Genomic DNA, 20,325 nt, shown 5'->3' with positions numbered 1-20,325 from the left:
GGATTCGAGGGGTTGTCGCAACATCCCTGACCAGGGAGTGCGATGGCCTTCGAGGTCCGTCCGGAACGTAAGCCGCAGGGGCGCAAGGCCCTGGTCCGTGAGCGGGAGGAATACTTCCGGCTCATGGACCAGGGCGTAAGCAGCCGGGAAGCGTGCCGGATGGTTGGCATCAACCCCAGGACGGGCAAGCGGTGGCGGAACGGCCGGCGGGCCACCGCTCATAACAAGGCCAAGCCGCCGGTCAGCAGGCCGGGCGAGCAGACCGGTCCCACGCGCTACCTGCGGCAGGACGAGCGGATTCACATCGCCGACCGGCTGCGTGAGGGCGCGTCGCTTCGCGTCATCGCGGGCGAGTTGGGCCGCAGCCCGTCCACGATCAGCCGCGAGATTCGGCGCAACCGCTCGCACGTGCGCGGCGATCAGTGGGCCTACCGGCCGCACGCCGCCCAGTCCCGCGCCGACGCCCGCCGGCCTCGGCCGAAGCCGGGCAAGATCGGCCAGAACCCCGAGCTGAGGGACTACATCCAGCGGCATCTGGGCAAACGATGGAGTCCGGAGCAGATCTGCCAGCAGCTCCGCCGAGACTTCCCCGGCCGCCCGGAGATGCACGTGACGCACGAGACGATCTACCAAGCCCTCTACGTGCAAGGGCGCGGAGAACTGCGCCGCGAGCTGGCCAGGGCGCTGCGCACCGGACGCGCGATGCGGCGGCCCCGTCGCCAGGCCCAGCAACGCCAACCTCGGATGGCCCGGCCCATGGTGATGATCAGTGAGCGTCCCGCCGAGGTCGCCGATCGCGCGATCCCCGGCCACTGGGAGGGCGACCTGATCATCGGCAAGAACAACGGCTCGGCCATCGGGACCCTGGTGGAGCGCTCAACCCGCTATATCACCCTGCTGCACCTGCCCATGGGCCGCGCCCCGGAACTGGTCCGCGACGCCCTGGCCGACGCCGTGGCGTCTCTGCCGCAACACCTGAAGCGCTCGCTGACCTGGGACCAAGGCACTGAGATGCATCTGCACCACGAGTTCACCATCACCACCGACATCCCGGTCTACTTCTGCGACCCGGCCAGCCCCTGGCAGCGAGGCTCGAACGAGAACACCAACGGCCTGCTACGCCAGTACTTCCCCAAGGGCACCGACCTATCGGTCCACACCCGCGGCGACCTGGAGGCCGTCGCCGCCGAACTCAACTCCCGACCACGCAAAACGCTCGGCTGGGAAACCCCAGCCGAGCGTCTCGCTAAGCTCCTCACACCAGCCAGTTGATCAACCGGTGTTGCGACCACCCCTAGAACCCAAGTGTTCTCGGAAGGGGCCTCTGAGCTGCCAGAGCAGACGGGATCACGGGGCCGGGCGGCCCCGTGATCGACTGCCTAGCGGTTGTACTGACCGAAGTCGTACTCCTCCAGCGGGACGGCCTCGCCGGAGCCCTGGCCGAAGGCGTACTCGGCGCCGTCGTCGTAGGAGCCGACGGAGTAGACCGCCGCCTTCGCCTCCTCGGTGGGCTCCACCCGGACGTTGCGGTACTGCGGCATGCCGGTACCGGCCGGGATGAGCTTGCCGATGATGACGTTCTCCTTGAGGCCCAGCAGCGGGTCGCTCTTGGCGTGCATCGCGGCCTCGGTGAGCACCCGGGTCGTCTCCTGGAAGGACGCCGCCGACAGCCACGACTCGGTCGCGAGCGAGGCCTTGGTGATGCCCATCAGGACCGGACGGCCGGCGGCGGGGACCCCGCCCTCGGCCACCACGTGCCGGTTGGTCTCCTCGAAGATCGGACGCTCCACGAGGTCGCCCGGCAGCAGCGAGGTGTCACCCGACTCCAGGATGTTCACCCGCTTGAGCATCTGCCGCACGATGATCTCGATGTGCTTGTCGTGGATCGACACGCCCTGCGACCGGTAGACCTCCTGGACCTCGTGGACCAGGTGGAGCTGCACGGCGCGGGGGCCGAGGATGCGCAGCACCTCGTGCGGGTTGATCGCGCCCGCGATGAGCTGCTGGCCGACGTCGACGTGCTCGCCCTCCTTCACCAGGAGGCGCGAGCGCATCGGCACCGGGTAGGCGATCTCCTCGGAGCCGTCGTCCGGGACGACGACGACCTTGCGGGCCTTCTCCGTCTCGTCGATCTTGACGCGTCCGGCGACCTCGCTGATCGGGGCCACGCCCTTGGGGATGCGGGCCTCGAACAGCTCCTGGACACGCGGCAGGCCGTGCGTGATGTCGCCGCCCGCCACACCGCCGGTGTGGAAGGTGCGCATCGTCAGCTGCGTGCCGGGCTCGCCGATGGACTGCGCGGCGATGATGCCGACGGCCTCGCCGACGTCCACCCGCTTGCCGGTGGCCAGGGAACGGCCGTAGCAGGAGGCGCAGACGCCGATCTTGGCCTCGCAGACCAGGGCGCTGCGGGTGCGGACACGGTCCACCCCCGCCTCGACCAGGCGCGTCACCACCGCGTCGGACAGGTCCGTGTCGGCCGGGAAGATCACCGTGCCGTCGACGACGACGTCCTCGGCGATCGTCCGGCCGACCAGGCTGGTCTCGCTGGTGGCCAGCTTGATCAGGCTGCCGTCGGCGGCGCGCTCGGCGACCTCGAACGGGATCGTGCGGTCGGTGCCGCAGTCCTCCTCGCGGACGATGACGTCCTGCGCGACGTCCACCAGGCGGCGGGTCAGGTAACCCGAGTCGGCGGTGCGCAGCGCGGTGTCGGCCAGGCCCTTGCGGGCGCCGTGCGTCGAGATGAAGTACTCGACGACCGACAGCCCCTCGCGGAAGGACGACTTGATCGGACGCGGGATGGTCTCGCCCTTGGGGTTGGACACCAGGCCGCGCATGCCGGCGATCTGCCGCAGCTGGAGCGGGTTGCCCCGGGCGCCCGACTGGATCATCATCCAGATCGGGTTGGCCTTCGGGAACGCCTGCTCCATGTCCTTGGCCACGTCGGCGGTCGCGTGGTTCCAGATCTCGATGAGCTCCTGCTTGCGCTCGTCATCGGTGATCAGACCGCGGTTGAACTCCCGCTGCACCTTGTCGGCGCGCGCCTCGTACCCGCCGAGGATCTCCGCCTTGTTCGGCGGAGTGATGACGTCGTCGATGGCGATGGTGACGCCGGACCGCGTGGCCCAGTGGAACCCGGTGCTCTTGAGCGCGTCCAGAGCGTTGGCGACGGCCACCTTGGGGTAGGTCTCCGCCAGCTCGTTGACGATCGCCGAGAGCTGCTTCTTCCCGATCTCGTCGTTGACGAACGGGAAGTCGTCCGGCAGCGTCTCGTTGAACAGCGCGCGGCCGAGCGTGGTCTCCAGCCGGTACGGCTGGCCGGGCTCGTAGCCCTCGGGCGCCTGCCAGCCGCGCGGCGGCGGGACGTCCTTGAGCCGGATCTGGATCTTGGCCTGGAGGTCGAGCTCGGCCCGGTCGTAGGCCATGATGCCCTCGGCGATGCCGCCGAACGAGCGGCCCTCGCCCACCGACCCGTCCTTCTGCGTCGTCAGCCAGTACAGGCCGATCACCATGTCCTGGGTGGGCATGGTGACGGGCTTGCCGTCCGACGGCTTCAGGATGTTGTTGGTCGACAGCATCAGGATCCGCGCCTCGGCCTGGGCCTCGGCGGACAGCGGCAGGTGCACGGCCATCTGGTCGCCGTCGAAGTCCGCGTTGAACGCGGTGCAGACGAGCGGGTGGATCTGGATGGCCTTGCCCTCGACCAGCTGCGGCTCGAAGGCCTGGATGCCGAGGCGGTGCAGCGTCGGCGCCCGGTTGAGCAGCACCGGGTGCTCGGTGATGACCTCTTCCAGCACGTCCCACACGACCGGGCGGGCCCGCTCGACCATCCGCTTGGCGGACTTGATGTTCTGCGCGTGGTTGAGGTCGACCAGCCGCTTCATGACGAACGGCTTGAACAGCTCCAGCGCCATCTGCTTGGGCAGGCCGCACTGGTGCAGCTTCAGCTGCGGGCCGACGACGATGACCGAACGGCCGGAGTAGTCGACGCGCTTGCCCAGCAGGTTCTGCCGGAACCGGCCCTGCTTGCCCTTGAGCATGTCCGACAGCGACTTCAGCGGGCGGTTGCCCGGCCCGGTGACCGGGCGGCCGCGGCGGCCGTTGTCGAACAGCGCGTCGACGGCCTCCTGCAGCATCCGCTTCTCGTTGTTGACGATGATCTCGGGCGCGCCCAGGTCGAGCAGGCGCTTGAGCCGGTTGTTCCGGTTGATGACGCGGCGGTACAGGTCGTTCAGGTCGGACGTGGCGAACCGCCCGCCGTCCAGCTGCACCATCGGACGCAGGTCCGGCGGGATCACCGGGATGCAGTCCAGCACCATGCCGAGCGGGCTGTTGCGGGTGTTGAGGAACGCCGAGACGACCTTCAGCCGCTTGAGGGCGCGGGCCTTCTTCTGGCCCTTGCCGGTGCGGATGATGTCGCGGAGCTTCTCGGCCTCGGCGTCGAGGTCGAAGTTCTGGAGCCGCGCCTGGATGGCCGCGGCGCCCATGCCGCCCTCGAAGTACTTGCCGAACCGGTCGCGCATCTCGCGGTAGAGCAGCTCGTCGCCCTCAAGGTCCTGGACCTTGAGGTTCTTGAAGCGGCTCCAGACCTCGTCGAGGCGGTCGATCTCGCGCTGCGCGCGGTCGCGCAGCTGCTTCATCTCCCGCTCGGCGCCGTCGCGCACCTTGCGCTTCTGGTCGGCCTTCGCGCCGGCCTCCTCCAGCGCCCCCAGGTCGCCCTCCAGCTTCTGCTGGCGGGCCTCGACCTGGGCGTCGCGGGCCTGCTCGATCTGCTGGCGCTCCACGGAGATGTGGGCCTCCAGCGTGGGCAGGTCGCGGTCGCGCCGCTCCAGGTCCACGCTGGTGATCATGTAGGCCGCGAAGTAGATGATCTTTTCGAGATCCTTCGGGGCCAGATCCAGCAGGTAGCCGAGGCGCGAGGGGACGCCCTTGAAGTACCAGATGTGCGTGACGGGCGCGGCCAGCTCGATGTGGCCCATCCGCTCACGGCGCACCTTGGCACGGGTCACCTCGACGCCGCAGCGCTCGCAGATGATGCCCTTGAACCGGACGCGCTTGTACTTACCGCAGTAGCACTCCCAGTCCCGAGTCGGACCGAAGATCTTCTCGCAGAAGAGCCCGTCCTTCTCCGGCTTGAGGGTCCGGTAGTTGATCGTCTCCGGCTTCTTGACCTCGCCATGGGACCACTGGCGGATGTCGTCAGCGGTCGCCAGGCCGATGCGTAGCTCGTCGAAGAAGTTGACGTCAAGCAACTGTTTTCCCCTTGAGTTGATCAGACCTCTTCGACACTGCTCGGCTCACGCCGGGACAGGTCGATGCCGAGCTCCTCCGCCGCGCGGAAGACGTCCTCGTCGGTGTCGCGCATCTCGATGGACATGCCGTCGCTGGACAGCACCTCGACGTTGAGGCACAGCGACTGCATCTCCTTGATGAGCACCTTGAAGGACTCGGGAATGCCGGGCTCGGGGATGTTCTCGCCCTTGACGATGGCCTCGTAGACCTTGACACGGCCGAGGACGTCGTCGGACTTGATGGTCAGCAGCTCCTGGAGGGCGTAGGCGGCGCCGTACGCCTCCAGCGCCCACACCTCCATCTCACCGAAGCGCTGGCCGCCGAACTGGGCCTTACCGCCGAGCGGCTGCTGGGTGATCATGGAGTACGGGCCGGTCGACCGTGCGTGGATCTTGTCGTCGACCAGGTGGAGCAGCTTCAGGATGTAGATGAATCCGACCGAGATCGGGTCCTTGTACGGCTCGCCGGTGCGGCCGTCGAACAGCCGCGCCTTCCCGCCCGGCTCCACCATGCGGTTGCCGTCGCGGTTGGGCAGCGTGCTGGCGATCAGGCCGGTGACGTCGTCCTCGCGGGCGCCGTCGAACACCGGGGTGGCCGTCTTGGTCCACGCGGACGCCTCGTCGGCGCCGATGGCCTTGAGGGCCCTCTTCCAGTCGGCGTCGTCGCCCTCGACCTTCCAGCCGCGGCTGGCGACCCACCCGAGGTGGGTCTCCAGGACCTGTCCCACGTTCATGCGCCCGGGGACGCCCAGCGGGTTCAGGACGATGTCGACCGCGGTGCCGTCTTCGAGGAACGGCATGTCCTCGACCGGCAGCACCTTGGAGATGACGCCCTTGTTGCCGTGCCGGCCCGCGAGCTTGTCACCGTCGGTGATCTTGCGCTTCTGGGCGACGTACACCCGGACCAGCTCGTTCACGCCGGGCGGGAGCTCGTCGCCCTCGTCCCGCGAGAACACGCGGACGCCGATGACCTTGCCCTGCTCGCCGTGCGGCACCTTCAGGGAGGTGTCGCGGACCTCGCGGGCCTTCTCACCGAAGATCGCGCGCAGCAGCCGCTCCTCGGGGGTCAGCTCCGTCTCGCCCTTGGGCGTGACCTTGCCGACCAGGATGTCGCCGGGGACGACGTCGGCGCCGATGCGGATGATGCCGCGCTCGTCGAGGTCGGCCAGGACCTCCTCGGAGACGTTCGGGATGTCCCGGGTGATCTCCTCGGGGCCCAGCTTGGTGTCGCGGGCGTCGACCTCGTGCTCCTCGATGTGGATCGAGGAGAGGACGTCGTCCTGCACCAGGCGCTGGCTGAGGATGATCGCGTCCTCGTAGTTGTGGCCCTCCCACGGCATGAACGCCACGAGCAGGTTCTTGCCGAGCGCCATCTCACCGTCGTCGGTGCAGGGACCGTCGGCGATGACCTGGCCCAGCTCGACCCGCTGGCCCTCGGCCACGATGGGCTTCTGGTTGAAGCAGGTGCCCTGGTTGGACCGCTTGAACTTGGCGACCCGGTAGGTGGTGCGGGTGCCGTCGTCGTTCATGACGGTGACGTAGTCGGCGGAGACCTCCTCGACGACGCCGGCCTTCTCGGCCGTGATGACGTCGCCGGCGTCGGTCGCGGCGCGGTACTCCATGCCGGTGCCGACCAGCGGTGCCTCGCTCCGCAGCAGCGGCACCGACTGCCGCTGCATGTTGGAGCCCATCAGCGCGCGGTTGGCGTCGTCGTGCTCCAGGAACGGGATCATCGCGGTCGCGACCGAGGTCATCTGCCGCGCCGACACGTCCATGTACTGGACGTCGTTCGGCGGGATCAGCTCGACCTCGCCGCCCTTCTTGCGGATCAGGACCTTGTCGTCGCGGAAGGTGCCGTCGTCGTTGAGCAGGGAGTTGGCCTGCGCGATGACGTAGCGGTCCTCCTCGTCGGCGGTCAGGTAGTCGATCTGGTCGGTGACGACGCCGTCGGTGACCTTGCGGTACGGGGTCTCGACGAACCCGAACGGGTTGACGCGGCCGAACGCGGCGAGCGAGCCGATCAGGCCGATGTTCGGGCCTTCCGGCGTCTCGATCGGGCACATGCGGCCGTAGTGCGACGGGTGGACGTCGCGGACCTCCATGCCGGCCCGCTCACGGGACAGACCGCCCGGGCCCAGCGCGGACAGGCGACGCTTGTGCGTCAGGCCGGCCAGGGGGTTGGTCTGGTCCATGAACTGCGACAGCTGGCTGGTGCCGAAGAACTCCTTGATGGAGGCGACGACCGGCCGGATGTTGATCAGGGTCTGCGGCGTGATCGCCTCGACGTCCTGGGTGGTCATCCGCTCGCGGACGACCCGCTCCATCCGGGCCAGGCCCAGCCGGACCTGGTTCTGGATGAGCTCGCCCACGGTGCGCAGGCGCCGGTTGCCGAAGTGGTCGATGTCGTCGACCTCGATCGGCACGGGGACGGCCCCGAGGGTGGCCTCCTCCTCGCCGGCGTGCAGCCGGACGAGGTACTCGATCGTGGAGACGACGTCGTCCTCGGTGAGGGTGCCCTGGTTCATGTCCAGGTCGAGGCCGAGCTTTTTGTTGATCTTGTAGCGGCCGACCTTGGCCACGTCGTACCGCTTGGGGTTGAAGTACAGGTTCTCCAGCAGGGTCTGCGCCGACTCGCGGGTCGGCGGCTCGCCCGGCCGCAGCTTCCGGTAGATGTCCAGCAGCGCGTCGTCCTGGCCGGAGGTGTGGTCCTTCTCCAGGGTGATGTTGATCGACTCGTAGGTGCCGAAGCGCTCGCGGATGCGCGCCTCGTCCCAGCCGAGCGCCTTGAGCAGCACCGTGACGGGCTGCTTGCGCTTGCGGTCGATGCGCACGCCGACGTTGTCGCGCTTGTCGATCTCGAACTCTAGCCAGGCGCCGCGGCTCGGGATGACCCGGCAGCCGTAGATGTCCTTGTCGGACGCCTTGTCGAGGGCGCGGTCGAAGTAGACGCCGGGCGAACGGACCAGCTGCGAGACGACGACTCGCTCCGTGCCGTTGATGATGAAGGTGCCCTTCGGGGTCATGAGCGGGAAGTCGCCCATGAACACCGTCTGGCTCTTGATCTCACCGGTGGTGTTGTTGATGAACTCCGCCGTGACGAACATGGGGGCGGAGTAGGTCATGTCCTTGTCCTTGCACTCCTCGACGGAGTACTTGGGCGGCTCGAACCGGTGGTCCCGGAACGACAGGGACATGGTTCCGGAGAAGTCCTCGATCGGGCTGATCTCTTCGAAGATCTCCTCCAGTCCCGACTGGGTCGGGACGCTCTTACTTCCGGCCTTCTGGGCCGCCTCGACCCGGGCCTTCCACCTCTCGTTGCCCAGCAGCCAGTCAAAGGAGTTGGTCTGCAGAGCAAGGAGGTCCGGGACTTCGAGCGGCTCCTTGATGCGCGCGAAGGAGACGCGGTTCGGACCGGTTGCGGTATTCGAGGCGTTGCGCGAGGCTGCCAAGAGTGGTCCTTCCGAGGGCTCGCGGCGTAACTGACGACACGCACGCCAGACGATCCACGTCCAAGACCTGCTCGCAGGGTCCAGAAATCGGCCCCGGCAGGGGAGCTCTCACACGTGGATAGTCAGAGGGCAGCGCAAAGGGGCAGTGTAGCCGACCACCACACCGCTCGCAACTCTACCGCCGCAGTATGCCTCACAGTTGCCTTGGAGCATCGCCCCTCAGGGCCTTGTAGTCAAGAGCGGACTTGGACTTTTCGGGCTCTGACCTGCAGTGAGGAAGGCCATAGTTTAGGATCCCGTCACCTACCGGACGGTAAGCCCCGCGAACGGGTCGAGCGACCACCCCCGAGAGGGGTGATCGCTCGATCGAAACGGCGGTCTACCAGCGGTTCTAGGTGATCACCGTCAGCTCGGAGGCCAGCCACTTCCCGCCGGTCCTGACCATGGTCACCTTGATCCGCAGGGGCTCCGGCAGGCGCCTCTCCTTGTCGGCGCTCGTGGTCGACGACCGGTTGGCGTACACCAGGGCCACGACCTTGTCCGGCGAGGCGCTCACGATCCCGGTCTTCACCACCGTCGTGTTGGAGACGGCCCGCTGCTGCGGGGCGAGGGTCTTGAGCGTCGCGGCGAGCTTGTCGTACTCGGCCTTGAGCTTGCCCGTCGTCATGGCGGATGCGGCCTTCAGGTCGACGTCGAGCGACTGGTAGTCGTAGGTCGACAGCAGCCTGGCCGCGCGGGCGGCGGCAGCCGCGGCCTGCCCGTTCTCGTCCGCCACCCGCGCGGTCGCGGTCTGCTCGCGGACCTTGAGGGCGAGCACCGTGGCGCCGGCGCCGAGCGCGACCGCGAGCACCGCCAGGACCGCGACGATCGTCAGGCTCCGGCCCGAGGCCGAGGAACGCCCGGACGCGTAGACGCCCTCGTCGCGCCCGTCGCCGTCCTCGTCCTCGCCGTCCTCGTCCTCGCCGTCCTCGTCCTCGCCCTCGCCGTCTTCGTCCTCGTCGATCTCGGAGTCGTCGGAGTCGTCCTTATCCAGGTCGGCTTCGTCGGTCTTGTCGGCCTCGTCGGTCTTCGTGCGGTGGACCCTGGCCGCGCCGGCGTCCGACCTGACCGTGGACGGCTCGCCGCCGTCCGCGTCGGGCTCGGGGGCCGCCACGAGGGTGGAGGCGGCCTCCGAAGCGCCTGAGACGCTCTCTGCGCCGTCTTCGTCCCCAGACCCGGCTTCGGGCACCTTCTTCCGGCGACGAGGCTTCTGGGCCGTCTTGACGGCCGCGGGCTCGGGATCCGCGGCGTCCTCGGCCTCGGAGGCGTCCTCGACGTCCTCGACGGCGGGGGCCTCCACCTCGGCTGCGGCGGCATCGGCGGCGATCTGGGCCAGCCGCGCGGCCTCCTTGGCCTTCGCGGCGGCCTCCTCCGCAAGCCGGGCGGCCTCGGCCGCCTCCTCCGCCTTACTGGCCTGCTCGGCGGCCTTGCGTGCCTTGTCGCCGTCCTGGGGCTTCTCTTTCTCCTTGGCGGAGCGCTTGCCCCGTCCGAGCATTGTCACGGGACCATCTCCATATCGGACACGAGCCACCGGTCTTGCACTCGTGTGAGGTCCATCACGTACCTGTACGCGCGCGGGGCGCCGTCCTTCACCTTGGCGTTGGTGACCGTCCCGTTCAGGGAGACCATCACCTCGGCGGAGTCGCCGTCGATGGAGACCACGGCGGCCTCCACGTCGCTGACGGTGGACTTGGCCCCGGTCTTGGCCAGCTGGTCCAGGAGCACCTTCGACTGGGTGCCCAGCTTGTTCTTCAGGTTGCCGGTGGTGCCCGCCACGATGCGATCGAGGTCGCGCTGGGCGGTCGCGTTGTCGAGCGTCATCAGGTTGACGCCCATCTGGCGCGCCGACTGGGCGGCCTTGGCCCGCCGGTCGGCGTCGTCCTTCTTGTTGACGGTGAGCACGCCGAGCCATCCGGTGGCGGCCACCAGGACCACCACAACGACGCTCAGGACGAGGGTGGTCACCGACGTCCAGTTGCGGCGCCTCACCGGTTCGGCCTCACTGGCTCAGCGGTCCGAGCAGGAGCCACTTCCACGACGCTTCCTCTCCCAACTGACGCGTACCGGCGCTGCGGGGCATGACGTATCGCTTGCCGTCGGGCCCGTAGACCGCACCTGTCGAAGGATCGTATCCAGCGAATTCGACTGAATTGGCCGGATACGAAAGGTAGAGCTGACCATCCGCAAGCTGCCCTGTCGGAGCGGACGCGGCCGCCGCCTTGCCCTGCTCGGCGCCCTTGTCCGGGCCCTTCGCCTCCGGCTTCTTGCCCTTCGTCCCGTACGCGCCGCCTGCCGGGAACCCGGCGCCGTCGGTCGCGCCCGCGGGAAGCCGGGGCGTCGGCGTAAGGGCGTCGCGCGGGAAGTTGCGGGCGCCGCGCACCGCGCTGGGCGAGTTGTGGGCGTCCTTGCAGCCGACGTTCAGCGGGGGGTCCTTCTTGGACGTGTCCTGGGGCCAGCGGGGCTTCACCTTCTCGTAGCCCTTGGTGCACGGGGGCGGCGAGTCGATGTTGAGCGCGAGACCCAGGTGCTGGGTTCCGTCTCCAGGCGTGACGGTGAACGCGCCTGCGACCGTCACCGGGTAAAGGATGAACAGCGAGCGCAGCCCGGCCTGCCGCGACGTGATGATCTGCCCGGTGGTGGTCAGGTTGGCCAGCAGGACGGGCAGCGTGGGCGCGAGCTGGTTGATGGCCTTGTGCGCCTCGTCCGCGGTGCCCGGGGTGTTGTCGATGGTCTGGCGCAACGCCGGGTCGTCCTTGCGGATCGAGGTGGTGAGCGCGTTCAGATTGCCGGCGAAGCCGCGGATGTTGGCGCCCTGGGACCGCTGCGTGTCCAGGACGGTCACGCTGTTGTCCAGCAGGCGCTTGGTGTCCGGGTACGCCTGGTCGGCCGTCTTCAGCAGCCGGTCGGTGTCGTCCAGGATCGACTGGAGGTCCGACGCGGAGCCGGAGAACGCCTTGTCCAGCTCGTCCACGATCGTGCCGAGATCCTTGGTGTCCACCGACCCGACCAGCGAGTCGACGTTGCGCAGCAGCTCGGCGGTGGACACCGGCAGCTTCGTCCGGGTCCGCGGGATCGTGTACGGACGGCCCTGGTCGAGGTAGGGGCCGGACTTCCTGCTGGGTTGCAGGTCGATGTACTGCTCGCCGACCGCGGACCGGTTGGCCACGATGGCGGACGTGCCGTCGCGCGGGATCCGCTTGCCCCGGTCGAGCAGCAGCTTGACCCGGATGCCGTCCTTGGTCAGCTCGATCGGGCCGACCCGGCCGACGGGCACGCCGCGGTAGGTGACCTCGGCGTTGGTGAACACGCCGCCGGAGTCGGTCAGGTCGACGTAGGCGGTGTACTCCTTGCCGAGGACGCCGCGCCCGATCCCGATGTAGTTCACCGAGACGACCGTCACGCCGATGATCGTGATGAGCGCGAAGGCGATCAGCTGCAGCTTGACGCCGCGCTTGAGGATCACGAGAGGCCCCCCGTCATCAGGGTCTGGAGATCGCCGGACCGGGGGGCCATGGCGCCCGTCCGGCCCTGCTTGTTCGTGCCGGGCTTCTTGGCGCCGGGCTTGCCGGTCGTCGGCGCGGGCGTGGCGCCGCCGGGCTGCCCCGGAAGGCCGGGCAGGCCGGGCAGGCCGGGCAGGCCGGGCAGGCCGCCGCCGGTGCCCGTGCCCGGGACGCCGCCCGGAGCCTGCGGCAGCACGCCCAGCGGCGTCTGCGGCAGCGTCACGTTCGGCACCTGCAGCATGTTGCGCATCTGCTCGCCGCTGCCCAGCAGCCCTTCGAGGTCGGTGCCGCCGAGCAGGTTCTGCGCGATGGAGTTGAAGTCCAGGTCGATGGTCAGCCGCACGTTGCCATAGTCGCCCTCGATGACGTTGCCGAACGTCGCCGGGAACGGGAAGGTGACCAGCGACTCCAGCGACTTCGGCAGATCCGAGCCCGCCTTGTTGAGGTTGCGCAGGATCGTGTCGAGGTCCTTCAGGTTGGCCACCAGGTCGGCGTGCGACTGCTTGATCACGCCGGTCGTGGTGCGGCTCAGCCGGTTCAGCGCGACCAGCATCTTGGTGAGGTCGGCGCGGTTGCGGTTCAGGACGCCGATCGCCGGGCCCGTCTTGTCGATCGTGTCGGCGATCGTCTTGCGCTCGGCCGACAGCTTGCCGGTGAGCCGGTCGATGCTGTCGAGCGCGCGGGTGATCGCGGCGCGGTTGCGGTCCAGGGTGCCGGTGAAGGCGTCCACCTGGTGCAGCACCGACCGGATCGTGGCCTCCCGGCCGCCCATCGCGGCCTGCAGCTCGTGGCTGATCGTGGCGACCTGCTCGATGCCGCCGCCGTTCAGCAGCAGCGACATCGCCGACAGCACCTCCTCGATCTCGGTGCTGCGGGAGGTGCGCGACAGCGGGATCAGATCGCCGGAGCCCAGCTCGCCACCGGCGGGCTCGTTCGCCGGCGGCGACAGCGCGACGAACTTCTCGCCGAGCAGGCTGGTCTGCCCGATCGTCGCGGTGGCGTTGTCGGGCAGCCGGACGTCCCGGCGCACCTTGACGGTGACGACGGCGTGCCAGCCGCCCGCCTTGGCGCCGCCCGCGCCCGCGGCGGCCGGCGTCCCGGCGAGGTCGATCTTCTCGACCTTGCCCACCGAGACGTCGTTGACCTTCACGACCGACTGCGGGACGAGGTCCAGCACGTTCGCGAACTCGATCTTGACGGTCAGGGGGTTCGAGCCGAGGTCGGGGCCGCCGGGCAGCGGGATCGAGTCCACGCCGGTGAACGAGCAGCCCGACAGCGCCGTCGCGCCCGCCAGCACCGCCGCGCCGAGCAGCCGCGCCCGGCGAAACGTCCGGCGGGGTGCCCGGCGAGGTGCCCGGCGCCGCGGGCTCGGTTTCGTGCTCATCGGCCACCTCCAGGCAGCAGCGCGGTGAGGTCCCCGGGCTTGTTCGTCTTGGTGGTCTTGGCGCCCTTTCCGCCGCTCCGGCCGCCGGGCCCGTAGGCGTCCGGCGGGATCGGGACGGGGTCGTAATGCGTGGTGAGCGCCGTGATCCACGACAGGTCGAGGCTGAGGCCCGTCAGCGCCTTGCCGATGCCGTTGTAGGGCCGGACGAAGTCCAGGCACTGCTTGGCGGGCGTGCCGACCGAGTACGCCAGCGAGCACACCCAGTCGGCCAGGTCGTGGAACTGGCGCAGGTCGGCCCGGTTGTGGATGGTGCCGCTGATCGGGTCGTACGCGCGGGCCAGGTTGTTGATCGCCAGGGGGCCGGCCGTGAGGATCTCGGCGAGCGAGTCCTTCTCCTTGACCAGCACGCCGGTGATCTGCGCGAGCTGCCGGACGTTCGCGGCGAGCTCGCCGCGGTTGTCCTTGATGAACCGCTGCACGTTCCGCAGCGTCGGCGCGAGCGTGTTGAGGGCCGCGCTCAGCTCCTCCTTCTCCCCCGCGAGCTGCCCCGACACCCCGTTGAGGTGCCCGGTGAACGACTTGATCTGCTGATCGTTGGCCTTCATCGAGTCGGTGATGATCCGCAGGTTCCGGATCGTCTTCGCCACGTCCCCGCGATCGGCGCTGAGCGTGCTGAGCATCTTGGACGTGTCGCCGATCGTCTGCCGGATGCTGGTGCCCTGGCCCTCCAGGTTGTCGGCGCCGACCTTGAGCAGCCGCGACAGCGAGCCGGTGCCGTCCGCTCCGGGGGCGTTGGCGCCCTGCGGCCCGAGGGCCTTGGACAGGTCGTTCAGGCTGCCGCCGATCTCGTCGACCTCGACCGGGACCGCGGTGCGGCTGGTGGTGAGGGTCGCGCCGTCCGCCAGCACCGCGCCGCCCTTGTAGACGGGCGTGAGCTGGACGTAGCGGTCGGCGACCAGCGTCTGGTTGACGATGACGGCCTGCGCGTCGGCGGGCACCTTGTACTTGGCCTCGTACCTCAGCTCGACCCTGACCGAGTCCCCTACCGGGCTCACCTTCGTGACCTGGCCGACCTTGATGCCCAGGATGCGCACTTCGGCGCCCTTGTAGAGGCCGACCGTCTTGGTGAAGTAGGCCGTCATGTGGCGTTGCCGGGGCTCCTGCAACAGCAGCACGAGCGCGGCCGCCAGCACTGCGACGGCGAGGATCGCGCCGCCGAGGCGAAGGATGGTTGCGGAGTTACGCACGGGTGACCTGCCTGCTGCTCACGGGAGGAACGGCAACGGGTTGTTGCGCTGATTACCGGACTGGCCGCCCTGCCGGCCGCCGTCTTGGCCGCCGCCGTTCTGGCCGCCCTCCGGGGCCGGGACGCCGGTGCCGCTGCCGCCGGTGCTCTTCGGCGGGTTCTGGATGGAGGCCGGGATCGGGAGGAGGTTCTGGATATAGGAGTCGAACCAGCGGCCGGTGCCGGTGACGTCGGCGAACTGGCGGGCGAACGGCGCGAACAGCCGCAGGATCCGGTCCAGGTTGTCCTGGTTCCTCAGCAGGATCCGGTTGGTCTTGGCCAGGTTGTCCAGCATCGGCCGCAGCTGCGCCTCGTTCTCCCTGATCAGCGCGTTCACCTGCTGGGAGAGCGTCACGGTGTTGATGAGCAGCTGGTGGATGACGGCGCGCCTGGCCTGCACCGCCCGCAGCACCTTGTCGCCGTCGTCGATGAGCTTGGCGAAGTCCTGGTTGCGGTCGGCCAGCAGCTGCGAGACGTCCTTGGCCTTGCCGGCCAGCTCGTGCAGCTGGTCGTCGCGGGAGGCGACGGTGTTGGACAGCCGGCGCAGGCCCCGCAGCGACGCCCGGACCTCGTCCGGGGAGTTCTTGAACGTCTCCGACAGCACGTCGAAGGACTTCGCGACCTCCCTGTAGTCGATCTTGCTGACGCGCTTGCTCAGCTCGCTGATCGCCGGGACGACCTCGAACGGGGTGTGGGTCCGCTCGATCGGGATGGCGCGGCCGAGCCGTCCCGTCCCGCGCGGGGTGAGCGACAGGAAGTGCGCGCCGAGCACCGTCTTGATCTTAATGTCGGCCTCGGTGCGGTCGCCGAGCCGCACGCCGTCGTCCACCCGGAAGGTGACCTTGACGTGGTCGCCGTCGAGTTCCAGGCCGGTGACCTTGCCGACCTTGACGCCGGCGATGCGGACCTCCTCGCCGGCCTTCAGCCCGGCCGCCTCCTTGAACGCGGCGGTGTGGGTCTTGCCGCCCGCCACGAACGGGATGTTGTCCAGGTTCATCGCCAGCACCAGCAGCACGATGATGACCGCGAAGGCGGAGAGGGCGATGGGGACCGGGTTGCGCTCCCGGAACGGGACCCTCATCTACTTGCACCTCGCGTTCTCGTTCACGATCGCCGGCGTCTGGTAGACCGGTCCGCCCGGCAACCGCACCTTCGCGTCGAGGCCGCAGATGTACATGTTGAACCAGGAGCCGTAGGAGGAGATGCTCACGAGCTTCTCCAGGCGCTCAGGGGTGCGCCGCAGGCCGCCCTCCAGCGCGCCGCTGTTGGCGTTCAGCGTGCCCGTCAGCTGCCTGAGCCCCGCGATGTCGTTCTTGATCCCGGGACGCGCGTCCTTGAGCAGGCTCTGCGTCGTCCCGGTCAGCTCGTTGAGCGCCGCGACCGAGTCGAAGATCGCCTGCCGGTCGTCGGCCACCCCGCCGACGAAGCCGCGCAGGTCGGTGATCAGCCGGTTGACCTCGGCGTGCCGGTCGTCGACCGTGCCGAGGACGGTGTTGAGGTTGTCGATCACCTGGCCGATGACCTTGTCCCGGTCGGCGAGCGTGCTGGTCAGCGACGCCACGTGCGCGAGCAGGCTGTTGACGGTGCCGCCCTCGCCCTGGAGCGTCTGGACGATCTGGAACGCCAGCTTGTTCACATCGTCCGGCTCCAGCGCCCGGAACAGCGGCCGGAACCCGTTGAACAGGGTCGTCAGGTCCAGCGCGGGCTGGGTCTGCCCCACCGGGATGGTGCCGCCGGGCCGCAGGTAGGCGTTGGCCTGGCCCGCGCCGTCGGTCAGCGCCAGATAGCGCTGCCCCATCAGGTTCCGGTACCGGACCTGCGCCTGCGTCGACGCGGGCAGCCCGGCCTCGAACGCCCCGCCCTTGCGGACGCTGAACGTCACCTCCGCCTGGTCGCCCCTGTGCAGCTTGATCTTCTCGACCTGGCCGACCCGGACGCCGGCGACGCGCACGTCGTCCTTGTCCAGCAGCCCGGCCACGTCGGTGAAGACCGCCTTGTACTCGCGCGTCTCGCCGAACCGCACGTTGGAGATCGTCATCGCCAGCACGCCGGTGACCAGCGAGGTGAGGACCACGAAGATCCCCAGCTTGATCGCCGCACTCGTTGTTCTCACTTGACCGTCACCACCGATCCCTGCAAAACCGGCGAGAACAGCAGTTGCGCCACGTCGGAGACCTGGCCCGCCGGGGTCCGCGTCATCGGGCCCACGACATTCTTGATCTTTTCCTTCTCGCTCATGGAGCCCGGGTCGACGAACACGTTGGACAGCGCCCGGCCGCGGTTGCCGCCGCCGCCGTTCGGGTCGTCCGGGTTCTTCCACCACAGGTCGTCCTGCGTGCCGTCCAGCGCCAGGTAGTCGGGGAAGGGCACCTTCGGGTTCGGCAGGCCGTAGCAGCGCGGGTTCCGCTGGTCCTTGGCCTCGGGCAGGTCGAGCGGGTACTTGTACGCCGGCCGCGGCTTGACGATCTCGATCGTCAGGTTGAAGGTCTTGGACCCGTTCGCGCCGGCCACCTTCTCCGCCTCGGGCTTCAGCCTCATCAACCCGGCGAACACGCAGGGCAGCGACGGCGAGTACCGGGCGATCAGCTCCAGCCCGTCCCGGTTGGCGATGTTGAAACCGATGATCTTCGGCCCGTTCTGCCGCATGAACGTGTCGCCGTCCGTCGCGAGGCCGGTCACCGCCGGGATGAGCCGCTCGATCGTCGCCCGCTTGTCGGTGATCGTCTTACTGGTCACGTTGAGATTGCGGAGCGTCAGCAGCAGATCGGGCGCCGCGGTGCTGTAGATGTCGGACACGTCCGACAGCGCGTTCAGGTCGTGCACCAGCGTGCCGAGCTGCGGGTTGATCTTCTTCAGCAGCGCGTCGGCCTGCTCCAGGTTGCGCCCGAGCTGGTCGCCGCGGCCCTGCAGCGCCGTGGCCAGCGCGTTCAGCGTCGTGTTCAGCTCGGCCGGCTTCACCGCCCGCAGCAGCGGCAGCAGGTCGTCCAGCACCTTGCCGATCTCGACGGCGGCCTGCGAGCGGTCCTGCTGGATCACCTGGCCCCGGCGCAGCCCGAGCGGGCCCGGCTGCCTCGGGATCTGCAGGTCCACGTACTTCTCGCCGAACAGCGTCTTCGGCAGCAGCCGCGCCTGCACGTTGTTCGGGATCAGCTCGGCCTTGCCCGGGTCCAGCGCCAGGTTCAGCGTCGCGCCGCTCCCGGTCGCCGTCGTGCTGCGGACCTCGCCGACGATCAGGCCGCGCACCTTGACGTCCGAGCGCGGCAGCAGCTGCAGCCCGGCGCGCTCCGTGGCGACCTTCACCTTGATCACCGGCGTCAGCGCCTTGTTGAACAGCGCGACCGTCAGGGCCAGCAGCAGCGCGATGACCAGCATCATCGACAGGCCCAGCATCCGATACCGCAGACGGGTGCTCATGGCCGCTACCCCGCGATCCGGACGCTCGTGCTGGCACCCCAGATCGCCATGCCCATCATCAGGTCCGTCACGTTGATGACGACGATGCTCGTGCGCACCGCCCGCCCCACCGCGACGCCGACGCCGGCCGGGCCTCCGCTCGCGTGGTAGCCGTAGTAGCAGTGGATCAGCATCACCAGCACCGCGAAGACGATCACCTTGCCGAACGACCACAGGATGTCGTTCGGTGGCAGGAACAGATGGAAGTAGTGGTCGTAGGTGCCGGTCGACTGGCCGTAGAACACCGTCACGACCAGCCGGGTCGCGCCGTAGGAGGCGAGCAGGCCGACGATGTAGAGCGGGACGACCGCGATCATCCCGGCCAGCATCCGGGTCGTGACGAGGAACGGCATCGAGGGAACCGCCATGACCTCCAGCGCGTCGATCTCGTCGGAGATCCGCATCGCGCCGAGCTGGGCGGTGAACCCGCAGCCGACCGTGGCCGACAGCGCCAGTGCCGACACCAGCGGCGCGATCTCGCGCGTGTTGAAGTAGGAGGCGACGAACCCGGTGAGGGCGGCGGTGCCGATCTGGTTCAGGGAGTTGTAGCCCTGGAGGCCGACCTGGCTGCCGGTGAAGAACGTCATGAACCCGACGATCACCACCGAGCCGCCGATCACCGCCAGGCCGCCGGTGCCGAGGCTGACCTCGGCCAGCAGCCGCAGCACCTCGGTGCGGTAGCGGCGCAGCACCCGGAAGGTCCAGGCGAAGGCGCGCGCGTAGAACGCCAGCTGGTGCCCGAAGTCGTCCAGGCGCGAGAGGGGGGCGTTCACCACTCGGGAGACGGCCTTCCCCGTCCTGCTGGGGACAGCCATCTACATCCCCTTCGACGGGACGAACTGGAAGTACAGCGTGGAGATCAGGAAGTTCTCCAGGAAGAGCAGCATGAAGGTGATGACGACGGTCTGGTTGACCGCGTCGCCCACGCCCTTCGGCCCGCCCTTGGCGTTCAGGCCCTTGTAGGCCGCGACCAGGCCGGCGGTGATGCCGAACACGAACGCCTTGAACTCGGCCTGGAGCAGGTCGGGCAGCTGGGCGATCGCGTTGAACGAGGCCAGGTAGGCGCCGGGGGTGCCGTCCTGGAGCATGACGTTGAAGAAGTAGCCGCCGACCAGGCCGACGACCGACACCAAGCCGTTGAGGAACACCGCGACGAACGCGCAGGCGAGCATCCGCGGCACCACCAGCCGGTGCAGGGGGTTGATGCCCAGCACCTCCATGGCGTCGATCTCCTCACGGATCTTCCGCGAGCCGATGTCGGCGCACATGGCCGAGCCCGCGGCGCCCGCGACCAGCAGCGAGGTGACCAGCGGGCTGGCCTCGCGGACGATCGCGACGACCGCGGTCGCGCCGGTGTAGGACTGCGCGCCGAGCTGCCGGATGAGCCCGCCCACCTGCAACGACAGGACGCCACCGAACGGGATGGCGACCAGCATCGTGGGCACCACGGTCACGCTGACGATGAACCACGCCTGCTCGATGAACTCGCGCCACTGGAACGGCCACCGGAACATCGCCCGGCCCGTGTCCAGGCACAGGGCGAAGAACCGTCCGGGCTCCCGGACGGCGACGTTCGCGGCACCGTCCCCGAGCTTGCGGAACGTGGCGGAAGAGCCGCCGCCCTTCCCGTCCCCTCGCTGGTCCGCGCCGACACCAGGAGTGGACATCAGTACCCTGCACCCGCCCCGTGCTGGCCGGACGGCGGGCCCTGGTAGTGGCCGCCGGGGGTGCCCGGAGGAGGCGCGCCGGGGACGGGGCCGCCGGCGACGGGCGCCATGGACGCCACGTACCGCGGCCACTCGTCCACCCAGTTGCGGCCCAGGTCGTCGATGAACGAGCCGGGCGGCGGGGTGACGCCGTGGGCGGCGCACCAGCTGTCTCTTATACACGTCTGACGCTGCCGACGATAAGGCTCGTGGAGATC

General features: G+C 69.0%; 13 protein-coding genes and 1 pseudogene. 1 reads left to right on the top strand and 13 read right to left on the bottom strand.

Annotated features, from left to right (window positions below; genetic code table 11):
• Nucleotides 1-42 precede the first annotated feature (42 nt).
• Nucleotides 43-1,272, top strand: coding sequence for an IS30 family transposase (locus E1298_RS06740; protein ID WP_131890054.1), 1,230 nt, complete (start codon nucleotides 43-45; stop codon nucleotides 1,270-1,272).
• Between the two features lie 107 nt (nucleotides 1,273-1,379).
• Here the strand turns inward: E1298_RS06740 and E1298_RS06735 are convergent, their stop codons facing one another.
• The 13 genes and pseudogenes from E1298_RS06735 to E1298_RS06675 form a co-directional block, all read right to left on the bottom strand.
• Complete coding sequence (locus E1298_RS06735) at nucleotides 1,380-5,252, bottom strand: DNA-directed RNA polymerase subunit beta' (protein WP_131890052.1); 3,873 nt, start codon at nucleotides 5,250-5,252, stop codon at nucleotides 1,380-1,382.
• Nucleotides 5,253-5,272: 20 nt separating this feature from the next.
• A complete protein-coding gene (gene rpoB, locus E1298_RS06730) occupies nucleotides 5,273-8,740 on the bottom strand; it encodes a DNA-directed RNA polymerase subunit beta (protein WP_131890050.1) in 3,468 nt (1,155 codons plus the stop codon).
• Nucleotides 8,741-9,131: 391 nt separating this feature from the next.
• Nucleotides 9,132-10,280 carry a hypothetical protein gene (locus tag E1298_RS06725; protein WP_131890048.1) on the bottom strand — a complete coding sequence of 383 codons (1,149 nt, stop codon included), beginning with the start codon at nucleotides 10,278-10,280 and terminating at the stop codon, nucleotides 9,132-9,134.
• On the bottom strand, nucleotides 10,277-10,768 hold the full coding sequence (locus E1298_RS06720; protein ID WP_243725422.1) for a hypothetical protein: 492 nt from the start codon (nucleotides 10,766-10,768) through the stop codon (nucleotides 10,277-10,279). The genes E1298_RS06725 and E1298_RS06720 overlap by 4 nt, the downstream gene beginning before the upstream one ends.
• A gap of 10 nt (nucleotides 10,769-10,778) precedes the next feature.
• Nucleotides 10,779-12,242, bottom strand: a complete 1,464-nt coding sequence (locus E1298_RS06715) for an MCE family protein (protein WP_131890046.1) — start codon at nucleotides 12,240-12,242, stop codon at nucleotides 10,779-10,781.
• Entirely contained in the window at nucleotides 12,239-13,663 is a 1,425-nt protein-coding gene (locus tag E1298_RS06710; RefSeq protein WP_131890044.1) for an MCE family protein, read from the bottom strand. Before E1298_RS06710 ends, E1298_RS06715 begins: the two co-directional genes overlap by 4 nt.
• Complete coding sequence (locus E1298_RS06705) at nucleotides 13,660-14,910, bottom strand: MCE family protein (protein WP_165975337.1); 1,251 nt, start codon at nucleotides 14,908-14,910, stop codon at nucleotides 13,660-13,662. Before E1298_RS06705 ends, E1298_RS06710 begins: the two co-directional genes overlap by 4 nt.
• Before the next feature lie 18 nt (nucleotides 14,911-14,928).
• A complete protein-coding gene (locus tag E1298_RS06700; protein WP_131890042.1) occupies nucleotides 14,929-16,029 on the bottom strand; it encodes an MCE family protein in 1,101 nt (366 codons plus the stop codon).
• Nucleotides 16,030-17,061 carry an MCE family protein gene (locus tag E1298_RS06695; protein WP_131890040.1) on the bottom strand — a complete coding sequence of 344 codons (1,032 nt, stop codon included), beginning with the start codon at nucleotides 17,059-17,061 and terminating at the stop codon, nucleotides 16,030-16,032.
• Nucleotides 17,058-18,362, bottom strand: coding sequence for an MCE family protein (locus E1298_RS06690; protein ID WP_131890038.1), 1,305 nt, complete (start codon nucleotides 18,360-18,362; stop codon nucleotides 17,058-17,060). Before E1298_RS06690 ends, E1298_RS06695 begins: the two co-directional genes overlap by 4 nt.
• A gap of 5 nt (nucleotides 18,363-18,367) precedes the next feature.
• Nucleotides 18,368-19,216, bottom strand: a complete 849-nt coding sequence (locus E1298_RS06685) for an MlaE family ABC transporter permease (RefSeq protein ID WP_131890036.1) — start codon at nucleotides 19,214-19,216, stop codon at nucleotides 18,368-18,370.
• A complete protein-coding gene (locus tag E1298_RS06680) occupies nucleotides 19,217-20,068 on the bottom strand; it encodes an MlaE family ABC transporter permease (RefSeq protein WP_131890034.1) in 852 nt (283 codons plus the stop codon).
• A pseudogene (locus E1298_RS06675) lies at nucleotides 20,068-20,325 on the bottom strand (hypothetical protein); the annotation flags it as partial. The gene E1298_RS06680 and the pseudogene E1298_RS06675, both read right to left, overlap by 1 nt.

Source organism: Actinomadura rubrisoli (assembly GCF_004349215.1).
Taxonomy (GTDB): domain Bacteria; phylum Actinomycetota; class Actinomycetes; order Streptosporangiales; family Streptosporangiaceae; genus Spirillospora; species Spirillospora rubrisoli.
The sequence above is the reverse complement of the archived record's forward strand: the minus strand, read 5'-3'. Positions and strand labels throughout refer to the sequence as shown.

Excerpts from the sequence above, each read along its gene's own strand:
- E1298_RS06680 (WP_131890034.1), bottom strand. The coding sequence starts at position 20,068 with ATGTCCACTCCTGGTGTCGGCGCGGACCAGCGAGGGGACGGGAAGGGC.
- E1298_RS06685 (WP_131890036.1), bottom strand. The coding sequence starts at position 19,216 with ATGGCTGTCCCCAGCAGGACGGGGAAGGCCGTCTCCCGAGTGGTGAAC.
- E1298_RS06690 (WP_131890038.1), bottom strand. The coding sequence starts at position 18,362 with ATGAGCACCCGTCTGCGGTATCGGATGCTGGGCCTGTCGATGATGCTG.
- E1298_RS06710 (WP_131890044.1), bottom strand. The coding sequence starts at position 13,663 with ATGAGCACGAAACCGAGCCCGCGGCGCCGGGCACCTCGCCGGGCACCC.
- E1298_RS06700 (WP_131890042.1), bottom strand. The coding sequence starts at position 16,029 with ATGAGGGTCCCGTTCCGGGAGCGCAACCCGGTCCCCATCGCCCTCTCC.
- E1298_RS06740 (WP_131890054.1), top strand. The coding sequence starts at position 43 with ATGGCCTTCGAGGTCCGTCCGGAACGTAAGCCGCAGGGGCGCAAGGCC.